Below are 19,209 nucleotides of genomic sequence, written 5' to 3'. Positions count from 1 at the left end.
TTATGCTTTAATCTTTAATTCATAACCATCTTTTTTATAATTTTTACCAAAAAATTTCAACATATCGGAAATAGTTTTTTTCATATTTGATCTTTGAACAATCATGTCAATAAGTCCGTGTTCAAGTAAAAATTCTGCTCTTTGAAAACCTTCGGGTAAATCTGCACCAATTGTCTGCTTTATAACTCTTTGTCCAGCAAACCCTATAAGAGAACCTGGTTCAGTTATAATAACATCTCCAAGCCAAGCAAATGAAGCACTTACTCCTCCCATAGTAGGATCTGTTAAAACAGAAATAAATGGAAGTCCTGCATCACTAAGTTTAGTAAGAGCTGCTGAAGTTTTAGACATTTGAAGTAAGGAGAATGTACTCTCTTGCATTCTTGCCCCACCACTCGCACTCACTATGATTAAACCTTCTTTATTTTCTATTGCACGGTTAATCGCTCTAACTATTTTTTCACCTTCAACTGAACCCAAACTTCCACCCATAAAACCAAAATCAAATACAACGATTTGGGCACTTACACCGTTTATTGCACATGCCCCACTTATAACAGATGAAGTACGTCCTGTTTTAGCAGTCGCTTCTGTAATACGCTTTTTATATGATTTTTTATCTACAAATTTCAATGGATCTACAGGGGCTAAAGATGAATCAAATTCAGTAAAGCTTCCTTCATCACAAATAAGATCTATTCTTTGTTGTGCTGTAATTCTCATGTGAAATCCACATTTAGGGCATACATTAAATAAGTGTTCAATCTCTTTAAAATACATTAGTGATTGACATTTTGAACACTTTACCCAGTGGCTTGGAGCTTCTTTGGGGGAGGACTGTTTTTTGCGAAAGTTACCGAAAATCTCACCGAATTTCATAATATTTTCTCCCTGTTTTTAAATAAATTGGGATATTTTACCAAAAATTTCCTTATCTTTGCTTACAAGAAGTAAATCCTCTCTTTTTTCAACATATAAATCTTCACACATAAATAATCCTGCTTCTATATCATAAGCTCTCATTTTTCCTTCATAAAGTACAAAATCTACTTCATGAGCATACGCTAAAGAAAGTGCAAAAGCACCTGGACTACGATATTTTATGTGATGTTTTCTCATCAACTCTGGAGTACTTTTTGAACAATACGTTCTCTCAAAAAGTCCTAACTTCGAATATTGATTTTTCACTACTTTTTTAAATTGTAAATTTTTTAAATTTGCTTTTTCAAAACGACAATTATCTTTAATAAAAATTTCACCATTTGCTAAATTTACAATAATACCTGCTATACATTTATTATCTCTTTTTAAAGCAACTGATGTACCGTAGTAAGGTAAATTTGAAGCAAAATTATCACTTCCATCAATAGGGTCAATGATTATTTCATCTTCTTTTGAATTATCAACAAATCCACACTCTTCAGAATAAATATTTCCAAATTTACTCAAATATTTTATAAAAATTTCTTCCGCTAATAAATCTATTTTACTACTTATATCTCCACCAGCTCCAAGAGAGCAACTCTGATAAAAATTTTCATCAGAGTCACTATTTAAAAGTTCTAAAATATCTTTATTTGCAAGGATTACAGCATCAAAGAAATCTTGCATTTTAACTCAATAAGCTTTTAATGATTTTACCAGCTGCCAATTTTCCTTCATTTGCAGCAGTAACAACAAGATCACTTCCTCTTTTACAATCACCTCCAGCATATACCCCTGATTTAGTTGTTTCAAAATCAGTATTGACTTCTATACCACCCCATTTATTGACTTCGATACCATTTTCAGCTAAAAAAGTTGGGCTAGATGGAGAAAAACCTAATGCAAAAATAATAATATCTGCTTCAACTCTAAACTCACTACCCTTTACAATTTCAACACCAGCTCTTCCACTAGCATCTTTATTACTTAACATCGTTTTTTGCATCTCTATTGCTATCACTTCATTTTTACTATTAACAACAATTTCTTTAGGACTAGCATTATAGACAAACATAGCCCCCTCTTCTCTAGCATTTTTAAACTCTTTTTTACTTCCTGGCATATTATATTTATCACGTCTATAAAGACATTTTACACTTTTTGCCTCTTCTCTAATAGATGTTCTTAAACAATCCATAGCTGTATCACCACCGCCAATAACGACAACATTTTTCCCTTTTACATCATATTGATGATCATAATTTTCACTAAAAAGTTTTTTCTGAATGTTTCTTAAAAAATCCATTGCCATAAAAACATTTTGTGCATTTTCATTAACAAGTTTTGCTTTTCTTGAACTCTCAGCTCCAATACTAATAAAAATAGCGTCATGATCACTAGCAATATCATCAAAAGTTATATCTTTTCCTATTTCACAGTTTACATGTAAACTCATGCCAGCATCTTCTAGCCATCTAACTCGGCGTGCTACTACTTCTTTATCTAATTTAAATCCAGGAATTCCATAAGTCATAAGTCCACCAGCTTTATTTTGGCGGTCATACATATCTACTTTAATCCCTGCTCGTAAAAGATACGTAGCACAAGCAAGCCCAGCAGGACCAGCTCCAACAATAGCAACTTTTTTATTTGTAGTGATTCCTGGAAACTCTGGTTTAAGTCCTTTTTTAAATCCATGTTCAGATATAAAAGTCTCAATAGAACCAATAGTAATAGCACCATGTCCATCATTTAAAGTACAATCTCCCTCACATAATCTATCTTGAGGACATATTCTTCCTGTAATTTCAGGAAAAGGATTACTTTCGTTTGATAATTTAAAAGCTAACTCATTTTTCATACCACTTATTGATTTTAACCAATATGGAATATAATTATGTAAAGGACACTTACTATGGCAAAAAGGATCTCCACACTGAACACAACGACTAGCTTGATTTGAAGCTTCTTCTACACTAAAAACTTCATAAATTTCTTTAAAATCTTCTACTCTTTCACTACTTTCTCTTTTTTGTGGTTCAATTCTCTCTAAATTAATAAAATTTTGCATTTCCATAATCTTAATCTCCCTCATCTGGATTCAACGGTGTTTTAGTCATATCTTTTGGACGAACAATCCAAAAATTTCTTACGGCATGACGAAAGTTTTCTAGTATGTAAATAGCTTTTTTACTTTCAGTTTCATTCACATGTGCTCTTAATAATCTTTTTAAGAAGTGTCTTGCTTCATCCATATCATCAGTATCAATTCTTTCAGCAACAACTAACTCTTGATTAAGTTTATCAATAAAATCATGACTCATATCATATACAAAAGCAATACCACCTGTCATACCAGCACCAAAATTTACACCAGTATTTCCTAAAATAGTAACAACACCACCTGTCATGTATTCACAAGCATGATCACCTGTTCCTTCTACCACTGTAGTCGCTCCTGAATTTCTTACACAAAACCTTTCACCTACTTCACCAGCTATAAAAAGTTTTCCTCCAGTTGCCCCATATAAACATGTGTTACCACCACTTGTATAACCATTTTTTTGATATTTTGGAATAATAACTATCTTTCCGCCATTCATTCCTTTACCTATATAATCATTCGCAGTTCCGTATAATCTTATTTTAATACCATTCGCTAAAAATGCTCCAAATGATTGTCCAGCAACCCCGCTAAGTTCAAATTTAATACTATCCTCTGCTAAACCTTTGTTCCCATAATATTTTGCAATTTCACCACTTACAAGTGCTCCAAAACTTCTATTTGTGTTTTGAATTTTTTTGCGTATTACTATTTTTTCCTCTGGATTTTCAATGACTTTATAAATCTCTTTCAAAATTCCATGTTCATAATCATTTGGATCAAATGGGTCATTTGAGCTTTTTCTACAAGTGTTAATACCATCAATATTCATTAAAACAGAAGAAAAGTCAAACTTCTTTGCAAACTCATCATCTTTTACATTTAAAAAGTCACTTCTACCAATAATTTCTTCTAAACTTTCATATCCAAGTTCAGCTAAGATTTCGCGAACATCTTCCGCTACCAATGTAAAAAAATTAACGATTTTATCAACAGTACCAACAAAATGTTCTCTTAATTTTTTATCTTGAGTTGCCACCCCAACACTACATCTGTTTTGATGACAAATTCTTAGTATCTTACAGCCAATGACCGTAAGAGCTACCGTACCAAAAGCATAACTCTCAGCACCAAGAAGTGCTGCTTTTACAACATCTAGTCCTGTTTTTAAACCACCATCAGTTTGCACATGAACAGAATCTCTTAAATGATTTGCTTTTAAAGCATTATGCGCTTCACTTAAACCTAACTCCCATGGATTTCCTGCAAACTTAATAGAAGTAAGTGGAGCAGCTCCCGTTCCACCATCACCACCTGAGATAATAATCTTATCTGCATACGCTTTAGCAACACCCGCTGCGATTGTTCCAACACCAGCAGTTGAAACTAATTTAACTGTTATAATAGCTTCAGGATTTACTTGTTTTAAATCATAAATTAATTGTGCTAAATCCTCAATTGAATATATATCATGATGAGGAGGAGGAGAAATAAGTGTAACTCCTGGTATAGTATAACGAAGACTTGCAATAAGTGGAGTAACTTTGTATCCTGGAAGCTGTCCACCTTCACCAGGTTTTGCCCCTTGCGCTACTTTTATTTGAATTTCTGTAGCACTTCTTAAATACTCTGGAGTAACACCAAAACGTCCTGATGCTACTTGCTTAATTTTAGAAATTTTATTTGTTTTTAATCGCTCAGGAGACTCTCCTCCTTCCCCAGAGTTACTCATACCGCCTATTTTATTCATTGCTTCTGCTAATGCTTCATGTGCTTCAGGAGAAATAGAACCTAAACTCATAGCTGCACTTGCAAATCTTTTAAAAATTTCTTCTTTAGATTCTACTAAAGAAATATCTATTGGTTTTCTATCACTCTTAAGATCAAAAAAGTCACGGATAAACTTTAATCCTCTACCATTAACTAAATTTTTATAACAATCATAGTCCTCTTTTTCACCGGTCGAAGAAAGTTTATGTATAGCATGAACAACTGCTGGTTCAAAATCATGAAATTCACTTCCATCTATATGTTTATAAAAACCACCTATTTCTAGAGGAAACAGTTTTTTTGTTAAATCTAGTTCATAAGCTTTTTGATGATTTATTTTTAATCTCTCTTCAATATCATCATATCCAAGACCAGGAATCATTCCATACGAATCGCAAAAACAATCTTCTATTATTTCATTTGAAAGACCAAGACAATCAAATAAAGATGAGCTTCTATAAGATGCTAGCGTAGCAATACCCATTTTTGACATAATCTTCAATAAACCTTGATTGAGTGCAGAATTTACATTTTTAAGAGCCGTTTTTGTCTCATATGATGTCATCTCCATATTTTTACACTCTTCTAAAGCACTAGCATAAAGGATATAAGGATAAACAGCACTTGCACCAAATCCAATAAGAGTTGCACAAGAGTGAGAATCAAAAATCTCACCACTAATTGCAATAATTGATGCTTTGTGCCTTATACCCTCTTGTAATAGGGCCTGATTTAGTCTTCCCATAACCATTAACATTGGTATTGGTTTTAATCGATTATTCATACCTCTATCATCTAAAAATATATTTTTAATCTTTTGATTTTTAACTGAGTCAATTACATCATAAACTAAATCTTCAAGTGAACCTTTTAAATTATCTTCAAAAAGAGTTGAAAAAACTTTTTGTTTATAATCATCACTGTATCTTGGTTTACTAGGGTCTCCAAACGACATAAGAACTTCTAATTTTTCTTGCATTAAAATTGGTGATATTGATTTTATTCGTTTTGCATGTTCACTGGATTCATCAAGAATATTTCGCATTTCTCCAAAACCTGCAGTTAAACTCATGACAACTTTTTCACGAATTGGATCAATTGGAGGATTGGTTACTTGTGCAAATTTTTGTTTAAAATAATCACTAAAATTTCTCTGCTTACTACTAAATGCTGCCATAGGTGTATCATCGCCCATAGAACCAACACCCTCTTTCCCATCTTTTAACATTGGAGTAAGAACCATATCTTTAACTTCTTGAGTTACGTTAAAAAATCTCTGCTCATACACTAATTTATCTCTTTTATAGTCACTTGTTTCTGAAAAAGGAATTTCAACAAACTCTTGAAGATAAACTAAGTTATTATTTAACCAATCAGCATATCTATTTGAGCTTTTTAAATAATCATCAATCTCATTACTTTTCATAACCTTACCAAACTTAAGATCTATCCCTATCATCTGTCCACTTTGTAATCTGCCACGCTCTAGTATATTTTCTTCTTCAATATCTATAACCCCATATTCACTAGAAATAATAATACGTTCATCCTTAGTGATAACATACTTTGCTGGACGCAAACCATTTCTATCTAATATACAGCCTATGTATCTTCCATCTGTCATTGAAACTGCAGCTGGTCCATCCCATGGCTCAAAACTGATACTTGCATACTCATAAAATGCTCTTAAATCAGAATCCATATGAGGAGAGTTCTGCCAAGGAGCTTGAATCAATGTACGTGCTGCTTTAAAAAAGTCATATCCATTAGTAATCATAAATTCAAATACATTATCCAAACTAGCACTATCACTTCTATCATTATCTGTTATAGGAAGAAGTTTTGCTAACTCTTTATCAGAATAAACACCACTTTTTAAGCATTCACTTTTCATCTTTGTATGGAATCTATTTGATTCTATAGAGTTTATCTCACCATTATGAGCAATTGAGCGAAATGGTTGTGCTAGTTTCCATTGAGGTAAAGTATTTGTTGAAAATCTTTGATGAAAAAGAGCAAATGTTGTTTTAAAATCTTTATCACTAAGATCTAAATAAAAAGTCTTAATATGTGTTGGCATTATTAAGCCTTTATATGAAACAACCTTATTTGAAAAAGATGAAATATAAAAATCTTTATCTTCTTTAAGAGCAGCATCAATCTCCCTTCGTGTCAAATATAAAAGTGCTTCAAATCTTTTTGTTGCAATTAATGATGAAGGCGTTACAAAAATCTGAACAATTTCAGGGAGAGAATCCAACGCTTGTTTTCCAAGGGCTTTTATATTGATAGGAACATCTCTATAAAGAACCACTTTTAAATCATTTTTCTCACAAATCTCTTCAAAAACTCTTTTTTGTTTATCATTTTGTAAAAAAACCATAGAAACAGCAAACTGTTTAGGTAAATCTACTCCTAATACTTTTGCTTCTTTTTTCATAAATTCCGTAGGAAGAGAAAATAACAGTCCACTACCATCACCCGTTTTCCCATCTGCTGCAACTGCCCCTCTATGCATCATTCTTTCTAATGCTTGTATTGCATCCTCTACATTATCATGAGTTGGTATATTATTTATATTTGCTAATAATCCAAAACCGCAATTATCTTTATAATTAGTTATAAGATCTCTCATGCAACTCTCCCCTTTGTATCTATAATTTTCATTTTTGTCAGTTAAAAGTTCACTAGCATACTAAAAATTTTCTTTTATTTTGATTAAAGGCTGAATAATAGGGTTTAAATGATTCCATATATCATAAATAATGTTAAAAACAAATTAATTATAAATCTTTTTTATTTAACTACTATTTATAATTAATATTATTTTTATATTTACCCGATAAAATACCTTATGCAAGGATATATTATTAACTTTAACAGAGCAAAAGATGAAGATCTTATTGTTACTGTTTTAACAAAAAACAATATTTTGACACTATATAGATTTTATGGAGCAAGACACTCCCATATCAATCTTGGGTATAAAATTGACTTTGAATCAAAGTCTTCTATAAAATCTAATATCCCCCAATTAAGAGATGTTCTACACTTAGCCAATAAATGGAATACTGAACATGATCGTATGTTTATTTGGCAAGCTTTTATAAAATTGATATTTTTGCATCTCAAAGATGTAGATGATATTCATGATTTTTATTTTAATCTTTTAGATAATTGTAGTGAAAAATGGCACACCCAAAATCCTAAAAGAGTAGCTATAGAAGCATATATAAAGCTTCTAGAGTACGAAGGAAGGTTACATGATGAATTTATATGCTTTAACTGTGAAATGTCTATAGAAGAGAATCCAGCACTTATAAGAGGTTTTCTACCTGCTCATGAAAAATGTGTATGGTCAGAAACATTTGAACGTTTACAAATTGAAGAACTGTTTCAAACAAAAAATAGTTTATTTATAAATGATAAAGATATAGCTAGATTGTGGAAAATAATGATGGAGGGGTTATAATTACCTCTCCAAATACTCTTCTTGGGAAAAACTTGACACATTGATATTTTCAAATGCAGTTTTAAGAGATACAAAAAGTTCATTATTTTCTTCTTCCATTTTTGCTAACATCTCTTTTGTTTTAGCACGGGCTACAGGCATTTTTATATCAAACCTCATAGCAGGACAAGCTTCATCACCAATAATAGGCATATCATGCTCAGTCGCTTGATCACGAAGTTGTCTTTCTCTTACATGTATAAAAGGTCTAATAACTTCTAACCCATTTTCTGCTTTATAAACAGGTGGCATTGAGCGAAGTGCTCCGTTATAACTAAAGTTCATAAAAAAACTCTCTACGGCATCATCTAAATGATGAGCTAAGGCCAGCTTTTCATATCCATTATCTTTTGCATATGTATATAATGCGCCTCTTCTCATACGAGAAAAGAAACTACAAAATGAAGAATTTTTTCTTATTTTTTCTTTTGAAAGTTCAAAAATTTTAGTATCATGAACCGCATGGTCAATCTCATACTTTTTACAATGTTCTTTTAATGCTTCTAAATCTTCACCCATACCATACGCAATAGTAACTGCTTTAAATTCAAATTTTATTGGAGAAACACGTTGTAAATGTTTAAGTGTATGGGCAAGTGTTAAAGAGTCTTTTCCTCCACTAAGCCCAAGAAGTATTTTATCACCTTCTTTTATGAGGTCATATTTCATGACTGTACGACCTGTTGTTCTTAAAAGTTTTTTACTAATATCAAGCATCAATTATCTTATCTATCATCGTTATAACAAAATCCGCACTTATTTTAGCAGAACTAATCATAAACTCATCAAAACTAAAACTAGCATCCATATCAGCTGCATCACTAATAGCACGAAGAATAAAAACGGGAACATTTAAAGCGTTACATGTAAGGGCAACTGAAGCTCCTTCCATTTCTAATGCATCAGCTTGAAAAGTTTTAGCTATCCACTCTTTTCTCTCGTTATCACATACAAATTGATCTCCTGTTACGATAATGCCTTCTTTTAAATCTAAACTTTTTTCTTTTGCAACACTTTTAGCAATTTGTATTAAATCTTTATCAGTTTCTTCATATACTGCTCCTTCAGGAACAAATCCATAAGGATGCCCAAAAGCACTAATATCTAAATCATGCTGTCCTAATTTCGTAGCAACTACTAAATCACCAACTTTCAAATCAGGACTTACTGCACCGGCAACTCCACTAAAAAGTAATTTTTCACAGCCAAATTTTTGTATCATAGTTGATGCTGTTATAGTTGAATTTACCTTACCAATTTTACTATAAGCAATAACAATTTCGCTGTTTTTATAATTTACTTTATAGTAGTTATTATTTGCATATTTTATAGTTTCATACTCACCAAAAAATTTTAAAAGTGGTTCAACTTCTTCAGGCATTGCACCCATTATAGCTATTTTCATTATTTTATCCTCAATAAATATTTTTGTGTTTTAGAGATATGTTTATCTATCTCTACATGTAAAAGTTCATTTTCAAAAAGTTTTGCTTTTTTTATAATTTCGCCTTTTGGATTTATATGACGACTGCCACCCCAAAAACCAAGTCCATCTTCAAATCCTACTCGATTAACAAATACTACATTTGCTCCTGAGAGAATTGCACTTGTACTTAAAAGAGAATTCCATTGATGCTCAATTAAAAGTTTATCATCTTCAAAACCACGAGCAGGTGAATTAGAAAGAACAATAACAAGCTGTGGTTTTGTTGCAGCAATTTGTTCTATTACTTTTGCTGAAAACATCTCTTCACAAATTACAACCATCACTTCACCATAATTTGTTTCAAAACTTTTTAACTCTTCTCCTTCAAAAAAGAAACGAGCTTCTTGAAAAAGTCCATAATTTGGCAAAATATTTTTGTGATGTACATGTAATACTTTTCCACCACTACAATATACTGCACTATTATATATTTTATGATCACACTTTAAAACACAACCAAAAACAATGTCTTGTTTTGTACTCAATGTTGCAAATTTTTCGATTTCTTCTAAACTATAAGCATCTTCAAAAACAGCATCTTTTAACAAATATCCATTTAAAGCTAATTCAGGAAAAACAATTAAATCACCATCAATTTTTTGAAGTTCTTCTTGAAACTTATCAAAGCTCATTTTTTTTAGTTTTGGAGTATTTTGAACAAGTGTTATATTCATGATAATTCGCTTAATACCTTTTCTAAACTTTCCATATCAGTTATACATAGTGTTGGTTTTTTTGTTGAACGTCTATTTAAACCTTTTAAAACTGTTGCACCAAATTCAATAAATCTATCAGCATTAGCTTCTACGTTTTCTATTGATTGTTTATATTTCACCGGTTTTATTAGCTGGTTAGATAAAAGCTCTAATGCTTCTTTTTTAGAACTATATAAATTAGCTGTTACATTGGATACTACTGGAGCTAAAAAATCATCTTTTATAAAGTTATTAAGATACTCTCCTAAAGGAGCAATAGCACTTTGTAAAAGAGGGCAATGACTTGCAACAGACATATTTAAAAGTAATGCTCTTTTTGCACCCTCTTCTTTAAAAGTATTTTCTAAAGAAGCTAAATCATCTTTATCACCAGCAACTACGATTTGTCCATCACAGTTATAATTTGCAGCCCATACTTTTTTACCTAATTCTCTTTGTGCAGTTGTAATATCTTCTACTTTATCATCACTTAACCCAATAAGTGCCATCATACCAGCATTGATATTTTCACAAGCTTCTTTCATAAAAAGTCCACGTTTATGAACTAACTCTACGGCATCTAAATAATCAATTGCACCAACAGCACTAAGTGCAGAAAACTCTCCAAGAGAATGTCCCAATGCCATTAATGGTGCTTCTTTATAACTTTTTATAAAAAGTGCGTGAGCAACTGTACTTACTAGCAAAATTGCAGGTTGAGTAAACTCGGTAAGTTCAAGCCTATCATTTTCTTCAAATAAAAGTTTAGTAAAATCTAAATCTAATCTTTGGCTTGCTTTATCTATCATTTCACGTGCAAGTGCATCGTTATCATAAAAATCTTTTCCCATACCAAAGTTTTGACTTCCTTGTCCTGGAAAAATAAAAATATTTTTTTTCATATATATGGTCCTAATTTAATTTATATTTATCTTTGTAGTCATTGATTTTTTTTCTAAGAGTATTTCTATTGAGGCCAAATTTTTCACTCATATTAAGTTGTGAATGAAACTTTTTAAAACCACTTCTTAACATAGGAACATCAAAAAGATAAAGCTGTTCTCTATAATCATTTCTTCCACCAAGTTTTTTTAATAAAAACTCTTCCATAACATCCATCACACCTTCTTCACTTAGTGAATTCACAAGATATTTAAGATAAACAGATTTTCTCAGTGAGTAACAATTATTTGATAAATCAAAATTTAAATCTTTTAAAGATATATCATTACTATTCTCATTTCCAAAAAATCCCGATACTTCTTCAAAAAACTTTTGTGCAAGTGGTAAAATATCTTCTTCTCTTTGAGACAATGGAGAAAGAGTTATTTTAAGACTAAAAAAATCATCAGAAACTTTTTCTGATAATTCAACTTTTGAAGTTGCAATAACTCTTGTATTATTTAATTCTATTGCTGATTTTACTTTTGGATAATTATTTATTTTATCAAAATTTTTTATAATAAGCGTATCAGAAATATCTATAAATGCAAGTAATTCTTGAATATCACCATCAGCATCAACTATATTGGCCTCAGGAAGTATAAACTTTGCTAGAGTCTGTTTTCCAGTTCCACTCTCACCTAAAATAAGAGCACTAAGATTAAGACTTTTTAAAAGATTAGCCGATTTAAGAGCCTCTAATGAGGCTCTTGATTTGGCTATATAACTAGTGTGATCCACAACATCCACTACCATCTTTTTCGTGATGTTCACCACCACAACACTCATGATCATCTGCTTTGTCAGTAGAACAACAACTATCACCAGCGCTAGAACCACATCCACATCCTCCACCTGCAGGAGCACCAACAAATCCGTTAGCTAACTCTTCTTCAGTAGCTTCACGTACTTCTGTAATACTAATTGAAAAAAGTAAATCTTTTCCTGCTAATGGGTGATTAAAATCTACATGAACTTGTTCTTCATCAAAGCTTTTAACTACTACTTGAACCGTACCACCATCTTCACCTTGTCCGTAAAGAGTCATACCTTCAGTTAATTCTAATCCTGCAAATTGTTCTTTAGGAAGAGATTGTATTGCTGAATCATCATATTCACCATATCCATCTTTTGCAGATACATTAATGTCAGCAGTATCACCTTGCGATAAATTTTTTATCTCGTTTTCTAGACCAGGTATTATTTGGCCTTTACCTACGATAAATGATAATGGAGCAGCCTCTAGATTACTATCTATAACTTCTCCACTAGCAACATCTTTCAATTCATAATTAATTGAAACGACTTGATTGTCAATTATTGCCATAAAGTTTCTCCTTGTTTATTTAAAACGAAGGATTATACCATAATGAGTATTTATGAACTCTTAGTTCAAAGATTTAGCTTCTTTCGAATTTGGATAACCTTGTTTTAAGGCATCAAAAAATTGTTTTGCTTGATTATTTTCTTTTAACTTACTAAAAGATATCCCCGTATGATATAGAAGCGTAGGAATATAATCAGCCTTATCGTATAAAGATATACTTTTTTTGTAATGTTTAATAGCAGTTTTATACGAATTTTGAAAATATGCAATTTCACCTAAAAAATAGTTACTTCTTGCTGGTTTATATCCTTTTTCAAGAAGTTTAGTAAATCTTATTTTTGACTCATTATAAGATTTTTTCTTAAAAAAACTCATTCCTTCTTTAAGAAGCTCTGCACCACTTTTTTTAGAAACTGCAGCAACTTTTTTTATACTTGCTTTTTGTTCCATTTTAGATTCTATGTTCTTTACTCTATTTTCAAGTGCTAAAAAAGATTCTTTTGAAACATAATTATTATTTATTGAGTCTATGAGGGAACTTAATTCTCCAAGTACTAACTTGATTTTTTCTTGATTAGTATCTTGAAGTTGTCTACTTTCGTTTACATATTCTTTCAAATCAGTAACTTCTTGTTGTAAAGTTGCAAATGAATCACCCATTGATTTATCATTTTCATCAAGATTTCTCAATCTTTGATCAATTTTAGATATTTTAGAACCAAATGATTCGATGACTGAGCGTAGTCCTTCATAATTTTCATTTATCTGAGATAATTGAATTTTTACACTACCAACACCTTGTGCTAAATTTTTTACTTTTTCTTTGTTTTTAAGAATATACTTCTCACTTGAAGTCAAGCCATAAGGATTAGCACTATCTAAATTACCAGCACCATATGCAGAAGGTTCAGAAGCTAATAGCGAATTAATCGCTATTAGCCATATTATACTAATTTTTTTCATTGAAAGGTTTTATTATGGTAAAAGCTTAAATTCTGCTCTTCTATTTTGATTCCAACAAGCTTTATTACTCTCTTTACATGTTGGGTTACTCTCACCAAAACTAACTACCATTATACGCTCTTTATCAACACCATAAGCTGCTAAAGATTCTTTTACGCTTTTAGCTCTTTTTAATCCTAATGCATAGTTATACTCATCAGTACCCCATTCATCACAATTTCCTTCTACTTTGATTGAAAAGTTTTTAGCATCCATTGTAGTTAAAAGAACAGCGTTTGCTTCTATTTTACTTTTCATATCAGGACGAATGTCATATTTATCAAAATCAAAATAAATCTTATTTACATTTGACTCAAGTTTTGCTATTGCTTTTTCTACTGCAGTTGCATTTTTTGACATACCATTAGAAGCCATTTTATCAGTATCCATACCTGAAATATCATCAGCTTTTTTATCAGCAGTACTTACTCCTGAAGAATTACTCGTTGCATCAACCTCTGGATTTTTTTGACTACATCCACTAAAAATAAACATAGCAATCGTTAAGCTAATAAGCAATATTTTTTTCATCTCTACCCCTTTATTTGTATTAATTTGTCGTTAGTTTATCATCTTTTTCTTAAATTACCAATCAATAGACTGTATTTTTCCCACTTTTAAAGGAAAATGATAACTTTTATTTGCATTTAACCTTATTAAACCTAAAGCACTTTGATTATTATAATATTTAATAAACATAATTGTTTCTGAATCATCTGCAAACCTTGGATAAAGATTTTTACCTGTTGCAGTAAGTTGACGAATATAATCCGTCTTTGTTGAAATAAGATAAAGATTAAAAGTTTTTGGACCAAATTCACTAGATTTTTCTCTACTAGAATAAACTATATAATTATCAATTGCAGAAACTGAATTATTATTTTTTCCATGATAAACCATTTGTTCAACACTTCTACTTCCTATTTGTTGTGCAAATATATTAGGATAACCTAGCCTATCTGAAACAAACACTACCCTTTTATCATTATCAATAAAATTACCATTTACATCTATACCACTATATGATGTTATTTTTTCTAAATTTTTTCTATTTATATCATATACATAAATATCTGCTTGATCATTTGGTGCCATTGTTAATAAAAGTTTGTCTCCATCAGCTGATACATCTGAACAAACTAACATACCTGGACTTGAAAGTATTCTTTTTCGTTTTCCGCTTCTTACATCTACTTTATATAATGTTGGTTTGTTTCCATTATATGATGTATAGTAAAATGCATTTTGTGCTTTATTTGCCCACTTAGGAAAAATATTAAGCCCACCCTTTACAACTGTTTGTTGAAAACTTAATGTATAGTCAGATATGATAATTTCACTTTTTTTACTGCCTATATATTTTGCAAAGATCACATACTGATCCATCCATTTTATACTAGGAGCTCCTATTTTTGCATTTAATTCTACTGCTATATTATGAGCTAAAAGTGGATATCTATTATGCTTTGATATTTTGTATGTTCTTTCACTATCAACTTGACCTGTTTTTGCATTAATTACTTTAACTTCAGCAATTACAATACCATCATATTCAAATAAAATCCTGTATCTCAATATCAAATCTAAATTTAATTCATTTAAAAAATTCTCTTCAAGATTTCCTTTATAAGAGCTTTGTAAATATTCATCTACTACATTAAAATGACTACTTACTCTTAAATCACCTACCAATATTTTAAAAAACTTTTTTCTAAAAGAAAGATCTACACTAGATTCGCTAGCATCTTGTAATGCTATTTTTGGCAATTTATCCATTTTCTTTACTATCTCAACAGTTGCATCATATGCAAAAAGAGAACAGCTAACTAGAACTATCATTAATATTTTTTTAATCATTTTTACTTACTCCAATATGTCTTTGAAAACTACTTTCATATTAAATATTTCACCTTTTGTAAAAGGTGGAAATCTAACATCACGCATCTCTTCGAGAAAATTTCGAAGTTTTGCATTAAAAGCATCATTATATGACAAAGTTTCTATTTTATAACTAAAATTTCCTAATTTATCTATACTTATAATAACATCTGCTTTATTACCTGAAACTGTATTGATTGTTTGTTGCCAATTACTATCTAATATGTCAGATATTTTACCTCTAAATTCATCATATATACCATCTTTTTGAGTTATCACTAAGTTTTCTTGCTGATCAAATTCTAAATGTTTTGTAATGTTTTTTGCTTTATCTACTTTTTCTACTTCTTCTATTTCTTTTTTTACAATCTTTTTTCTTATCTCTTTTTTTCTTTTTTGAGTCTCTTCAGGAATTTTATCTACATCAATTTTTCCAAAAAGTTTGCTCAAATCTGTTTTTGGTATTGACGCTTTCTTTGTAGATCTAATAGTTTTTTTCTTTTCAACTGGTTTTGGTTTATCAACTGTATTTTTTTTCTTTACAACTTTTTGTTTTTTCTTTTTAATAGTTTTTTTGTTTTTTCTATCTACCAACGTTACATTTAAAAGATTTTTTTTGCTTGCTGTATATTTTTGATTTTTTATATTATGGCTTTGAAGTACATATATACCTATTGATAAAAAAATAAAATAGAGAATAAAAGATAGTGTCCATCCCACTATACTGGAGTTTGAAGTACTAGGCATTAATTACCCGTTGGTTTCTAATGAAACTTTTGTGAAACCTACTTCTTTTACACTTTTTAATACAAACATAACATCCTTATACTGTAGTGATTCATCTGCTTTAATGTATACTATAGTTGTATCTAATGGGTGTTTTTGACTTATCAAAACAAAATTATCAGGAAATTCACTCATAGTAAAACTACTATTTTTATAATAAACTTTTCTGTTTTTAGTAATACGTAATTCAATTTCTGGGATTTTTTGTACTACGTGTGATTTTGTTCCATCTGGAAGATTAATTTTCTCTTCATAAACCAATGCTGGTGTAGTTACCATTAGTATTGCTAACAAAACTAGCATAATATCTACTAATGGTGTTATATTTAAATCAGGAGTTTCTTCCCAATCATACATCTTGAGTTTCTTTTTCTTTATTATCACTTATAGAGAGTAACAATTCTGCTTCTCTATGAATATAAGTAACAACTTCATAAGCTTTTCTTTTAATAAAAAGATTTGCACTATAAGCGGGAATTGCTACAAATATTCCAGCTGCAGTTGCTATTAAAGCTTCACTAATTGCAGGAGCTATTATACTAAGAGATGCTCCACCTTCACCTTGCCCTAATCCACTAAATGTTTCAAGAATTGATACAACAGTTCCAAAAAGTCCAATAAAAGGAGATGTAGATGCTATCATAGATAACATCCACAAATTTTGTGTTGCATTTTTTTCAGCTACACTTTTACAAACATTTAAAAGTTTTTCATTTGTGCCAAATTTGCTAGAACATTTTTTCAATATTGAATCATTTCTAACATTTTTAGCACCCATAAGCATAGCTTCTAATGATTGTTTTTCACGAGAAAGCCAATTTGAAAGGTACATATATCTACTAAATAGGACTCCAAAAGTAACAATAATATATATCGATAACCATCCTAATACAAAAAAAGTAACAAAACTACTTCTACTGAGGTAGTTTAAAAGTATATCTATGCCTTCCATCTATTACACTTATCTCCCTGATTTTGCGATAGATTCAATCTTCGCAGTTGCAGTTGCAATAGCAACATCTGAATCACTCATACTCTCGATTAGCTTTTGAGCATTTTCAAGAGATCGAGCAATTTCACCTTCACTATTACCACCTACTGAAACAGCTCCATCTGCTAGAACTGTAACAGAGTTTTCATCAACTTTTGCATGACCCCAATTAATCGCAACAATTTCGTGTTTTCCATCGCCTAATTCGATATCAATTACACCAGCTTGTAACAAAGAAACCAGTGAAGCGTGGCCTGGATAAACTCCAAACTCACCTTCACTACCTGGAAGAGTTACATCTTTTACATCATTTGAAAAGATTTGGCCCTCTGGAGTTACAATTTCTAATTTTAATGTATCCATTTTATTCCCTTAAAGCTTATTTACTTTTAAGCCTAGCTTTTAAGTTTTTCTGCTTTTTCAAGAACCTCTTCGATTCCACCAGACATATAAAATGCTGCTTCTGGAAGATCGTCATACTTACCATCTAATATACCCTTAAAGCCAGCAATTGACTCTTCAAGACTTACATATTTACCAGGGCTTCCTGTAAATACTTCTGCAACGAAGAATGGTTGAGAAAGGAATCTTTCAATTTTTCTTGCACGATCAACTACAACTTTATCTTCTTCACTAAGCTCATCCATACCAAGAATTGCAATAATATCTTGTAAGTCTTTATACTTTTGAAGAACAGATTGTACACCACGAGCCACTTCATAATGATCTTGACCAATAATTTGTGGATCAAGCATACGTGAAGACGAATCAAGTGGATCAACCGCAGGATAAATACCTTTTTCAGCAATAGCACGGTTAAGTACTGTTGTTGCATCAAGATGAGCAAAAACTGCTGCAGGAGCAGGATCTGTCAAGTCATCCGCAGGTACATATACCGCTTGAACAGAAGTAATTGAACCTTTTTTAGTTGATGTAATTCTCTCTTGGAATTTACCCATTTCACCAGCAAGTGTTGGTTGATAACCAACCGCTGAAGGAATACGTCCAAGAAGTGCTGACATTTCTGCACCACTTTGAGAGAAACGGAAAATATTATCAATAAACATAAGAACGTCAAGTCCCATTTCATCACGGAAATATTCTGCCATTGTAAGACCTGTAAGAGCAATACGGTTACGTGCTCCTGGAGGCTCACTCATTTGTCCATAACAAAGTGCAACTTTGTCCAGTACATTTGAATCTTTCATTTCGTGATATAGATCATTACCCTCACGAGTTCTTTCACCAACACCAGCAAATACAGAATAACCACTATGTTTAAATGCAACATTGTGAATCAATTCCATAATAATAACTGTTTTACCAACACCAGCACCACCAAATAGTCCTACTTTACCACCTTTAGCATAAGGAGCAAGTAAATCAACTACTTTAATACCTGTTTCAAAAATTTCACTTTTTGTACTTTGATCTTCAAATGATGGAGGATCTCTGTGAATTGACCAAGTATCAGTTGGCGTTACCGCTTCACCTTCATCAATTACATCACCAATAACATTAAAAATTCTACCTAAAACTTCTTTACCTACTGGAACTTTAATTGGTCCACCAAGTGCTTTTGCTGTAATACCACGAGTTAGACCTTCACTCATATCCATTGCAATTGTTCTTACACGATTATCACCAAGGTGTGCTGCTACTTCTAAAACTAGCTTTTGTGCTTTACCTTCAACCTCATAATTAACTTCAATAGCTTCGTTGATCAGTGGAAGGTAGCCGTCAAAATCGACGTCAACAACCGGACCCATAATCTGGCTGATTATTCCATTCAT

19 protein-coding genes are annotated in these 19,209 nt (G+C 31.2%); 1 reads left to right on the top strand and 18 read right to left on the bottom strand.

All coding sequences use genetic code 11. The features are described from left to right. The 4 genes from accD to gltB are packed head-to-tail and all read right to left on the bottom strand — an operon-like array spanning position 1 to position 7,433. Positions 1–879 (bottom strand): acetyl-CoA carboxylase, carboxyltransferase subunit beta, encoded by an 879-nt coding sequence (accD, locus tag K354_RS0102165; protein WP_024953873.1) that lies wholly within the window; start codon positions 877–879, stop codon positions 1–3. Between the two features lie 18 nt (positions 880–897). Then, on the bottom strand, positions 898–1,611 hold the full coding sequence (locus K354_RS0102160) for an inositol monophosphatase family protein (RefSeq protein WP_024953872.1): 714 nt from the start codon (positions 1,609–1,611) through the stop codon (positions 898–900). Position 1,612: 1 nt separating this feature from the next. Next, a complete protein-coding gene (locus K354_RS0102155) occupies positions 1,613–2,995 on the bottom strand; it encodes a glutamate synthase subunit beta (RefSeq protein WP_024953871.1) in 1,383 nt (460 codons plus the stop codon). A 10-nt stretch (positions 2,996–3,005) separates the two neighbouring features. Further along, complete coding sequence (gene gltB / locus K354_RS0102150; protein WP_024953870.1) at positions 3,006–7,433, bottom strand: glutamate synthase large subunit; 4,428 nt, start codon at positions 7,431–7,433, stop codon at positions 3,006–3,008. Between the two features lie 219 nt (positions 7,434–7,652). Between gltB and recO the strand changes: the two genes are divergently transcribed. Further along, entirely contained in the window at positions 7,653–8,270 is a 618-nt protein-coding gene (gene recO, locus K354_RS0102145; protein ID WP_024953869.1) for a recombination protein RecO, read from the top strand. Here the strand turns inward: recO and K354_RS0102140 are convergent, their stop codons facing one another. From K354_RS0102140 to atpD, 14 genes are read right to left on the bottom strand one after another with little or no spacing between them, the layout of a single operon-like run. Then, positions 8,271–9,026, bottom strand: a complete 756-nt coding sequence (locus tag K354_RS0102140; RefSeq protein WP_024953868.1) for a tRNA 2-thiocytidine biosynthesis TtcA family protein — start codon at positions 9,024–9,026, stop codon at positions 8,271–8,273. After that, complete coding sequence (locus K354_RS0102135; RefSeq protein ID WP_024953867.1) at positions 9,019–9,714, bottom strand: 5'-methylthioadenosine/adenosylhomocysteine nucleosidase; 696 nt, start codon at positions 9,712–9,714, stop codon at positions 9,019–9,021. The genes K354_RS0102140 and K354_RS0102135 overlap by 8 nt, the downstream gene beginning before the upstream one ends. Then, positions 9,714–10,469: a nitrilase-related carbon-nitrogen hydrolase gene (locus tag K354_RS0102130; protein ID WP_024953866.1), complete on the bottom strand. Its 756-nt coding sequence runs from the start codon at positions 10,467–10,469 to the stop codon at positions 9,714–9,716. Before K354_RS0102130 ends, K354_RS0102135 begins: the two co-directional genes overlap by 1 nt. Beyond that, the gene (gene fabD / locus K354_RS0102125) at positions 10,466–11,392 is read right to left on the bottom strand and encodes an ACP S-malonyltransferase (protein WP_024953865.1); all 927 of its coding nucleotides are present in this window, start codon (positions 11,390–11,392) and stop codon (positions 10,466–10,468) included. Before fabD ends, K354_RS0102130 begins: the two co-directional genes overlap by 4 nt. A gap of 10 nt (positions 11,393–11,402) precedes the next feature. Then, positions 11,403–12,221: a sigma 54-interacting transcriptional regulator gene (locus tag K354_RS0102120; RefSeq protein ID WP_245600553.1), complete on the bottom strand. Its 819-nt coding sequence runs from the start codon at positions 12,219–12,221 to the stop codon at positions 11,403–11,405. Further along, positions 12,160–12,759, bottom strand: coding sequence for an FKBP-type peptidyl-prolyl cis-trans isomerase (locus tag K354_RS0102115; protein ID WP_024953863.1), 600 nt, complete (start codon positions 12,757–12,759; stop codon positions 12,160–12,162). Before K354_RS0102115 ends, K354_RS0102120 begins: the two co-directional genes overlap by 62 nt. Positions 12,760–12,819: 60 nt before the next feature. Next, on the bottom strand, positions 12,820–13,722 hold the full coding sequence (locus K354_RS0102110) for a tetratricopeptide repeat protein (protein ID WP_024953862.1): 903 nt from the start codon (positions 13,720–13,722) through the stop codon (positions 12,820–12,822). Between the two features lie 12 nt (positions 13,723–13,734). Next, positions 13,735–14,292, bottom strand: coding sequence for an OmpA family protein (locus K354_RS0102105; RefSeq protein WP_024953861.1), 558 nt, complete (start codon positions 14,290–14,292; stop codon positions 13,735–13,737). Positions 14,293–14,346: 54 nt separating this feature from the next. Continuing rightward, positions 14,347–15,615 carry a Tol-Pal system protein TolB gene (tolB, locus tag K354_RS0102100; RefSeq protein ID WP_024953860.1) on the bottom strand — a complete coding sequence of 423 codons (1,269 nt, stop codon included), beginning with the start codon at positions 15,613–15,615 and terminating at the stop codon, positions 14,347–14,349. Positions 15,616–15,624: 9 nt separating this feature from the next. Next, entirely contained in the window at positions 15,625–16,386 is a 762-nt protein-coding gene (locus K354_RS14550) for a TonB C-terminal domain-containing protein (RefSeq protein ID WP_024953859.1), read from the bottom strand. A gap of 3 nt (positions 16,387–16,389) precedes the next feature. Then, a complete protein-coding gene (locus K354_RS0102090; RefSeq protein WP_024953858.1) occupies positions 16,390–16,782 on the bottom strand; it encodes a biopolymer transporter ExbD in 393 nt (130 codons plus the stop codon). Continuing rightward, positions 16,775–17,377, bottom strand: coding sequence for a MotA/TolQ/ExbB proton channel family protein (locus tag K354_RS0102085; RefSeq protein WP_024953857.1), 603 nt, complete (start codon positions 17,375–17,377; stop codon positions 16,775–16,777). The genes K354_RS0102090 and K354_RS0102085 overlap by 8 nt, the downstream gene beginning before the upstream one ends. Positions 17,378–17,386: 9 nt before the next feature. Continuing rightward, entirely contained in the window at positions 17,387–17,779 is a 393-nt protein-coding gene (gene atpC / locus K354_RS0102080) for an ATP synthase F1 subunit epsilon (protein ID WP_024953856.1), read from the bottom strand. Positions 17,780–17,811: 32 nt separating this feature from the next. After that, the gene (atpD, locus tag K354_RS0102075) at positions 17,812–19,209 is read right to left on the bottom strand and encodes a F0F1 ATP synthase subunit beta (protein ID WP_024953855.1); all 1,398 of its coding nucleotides are present in this window, start codon (positions 19,207–19,209) and stop codon (positions 17,812–17,814) included.

Source organism: Sulfurospirillum arcachonense DSM 9755 (assembly GCF_000597725.1).
Taxonomy (GTDB): domain Bacteria; phylum Campylobacterota; class Campylobacteria; order Campylobacterales; family Sulfurospirillaceae; genus Sulfurospirillum_A; species Sulfurospirillum_A arcachonense.
The sequence above is the reverse complement of the archived record's forward strand: the minus strand, read 5'-3'. Positions and strand labels throughout refer to the sequence as shown.

What these genes read in the sequence shown, in the direction of transcription:
- K354_RS0102115 (WP_024953863.1), bottom strand. Translation starts at nt 12,759, where the DNA reads ATGGCAATAATTGACAATCAAGTCGTTTCAATTAATTATGAATTGAAA.
- gltB (WP_024953870.1), bottom strand. Translation starts at nt 7,433, where the DNA reads ATGAGAGATCTTATAACTAATTATAAAGATAATTGCGGTTTTGGATTA.
- atpD (WP_024953855.1), bottom strand. Translation starts at nt 19,209, where the DNA reads ATGAATGGAATAATCAGCCAGATTATGGGTCCGGTTGTTGACGTCGAT.
- K354_RS0102090 (WP_024953858.1), bottom strand. Translation starts at nt 16,782, where the DNA reads ATGTATGATTGGGAAGAAACTCCTGATTTAAATATAACACCATTAGTA.
- accD (WP_024953873.1), bottom strand. Translation starts at nt 879, where the DNA reads ATGAAATTCGGTGAGATTTTCGGTAACTTTCGCAAAAAACAGTCCTCC.
- recO (WP_024953869.1), top strand. Translation starts at nt 7,653, where the DNA reads ATGCAAGGATATATTATTAACTTTAACAGAGCAAAAGATGAAGATCTT.
- K354_RS0102085 (WP_024953857.1), bottom strand. Translation starts at nt 17,377, where the DNA reads ATGGAAGGCATAGATATACTTTTAAACTACCTCAGTAGAAGTAGTTTT.
- K354_RS0102160 (WP_024953872.1), bottom strand. Translation starts at nt 1,611, where the DNA reads ATGCAAGATTTCTTTGATGCTGTAATCCTTGCAAATAAAGATATTTTA.
- K354_RS0102130 (WP_024953866.1), bottom strand. Translation starts at nt 10,469, where the DNA reads ATGAATATAACACTTGTTCAAAATACTCCAAAACTAAAAAAAATGAGC.
- K354_RS0102140 (WP_024953868.1), bottom strand. Translation starts at nt 9,026, where the DNA reads ATGCTTGATATTAGTAAAAAACTTTTAAGAACAACAGGTCGTACAGTC.
- K354_RS0102105 (WP_024953861.1), bottom strand. Translation starts at nt 14,292, where the DNA reads ATGAAAAAAATATTGCTTATTAGCTTAACGATTGCTATGTTTATTTTT.
- K354_RS0102110 (WP_024953862.1), bottom strand. Translation starts at nt 13,722, where the DNA reads ATGAAAAAAATTAGTATAATATGGCTAATAGCGATTAATTCGCTATTA.
- K354_RS0102120 (WP_245600553.1), bottom strand. Translation starts at nt 12,221, where the DNA reads ATGAGTGTTGTGGTGGTGAACATCACGAAAAAGATGGTAGTGGATGTT.
- atpC (WP_024953856.1), bottom strand. Translation starts at nt 17,779, where the DNA reads ATGGATACATTAAAATTAGAAATTGTAACTCCAGAGGGCCAAATCTTT.
- fabD (WP_024953865.1), bottom strand. Translation starts at nt 11,392, where the DNA reads ATGAAAAAAAATATTTTTATTTTTCCAGGACAAGGAAGTCAAAACTTT.
- K354_RS0102135 (WP_024953867.1), bottom strand. Translation starts at nt 9,714, where the DNA reads ATGAAAATAGCTATAATGGGTGCAATGCCTGAAGAAGTTGAACCACTT.
- K354_RS0102155 (WP_024953871.1), bottom strand. Translation starts at nt 2,995, where the DNA reads ATGCAAAATTTTATTAATTTAGAGAGAATTGAACCACAAAAAAGAGAA.
- K354_RS14550 (WP_024953859.1), bottom strand. Translation starts at nt 16,386, where the DNA reads ATGCCTAGTACTTCAAACTCCAGTATAGTGGGATGGACACTATCTTTT.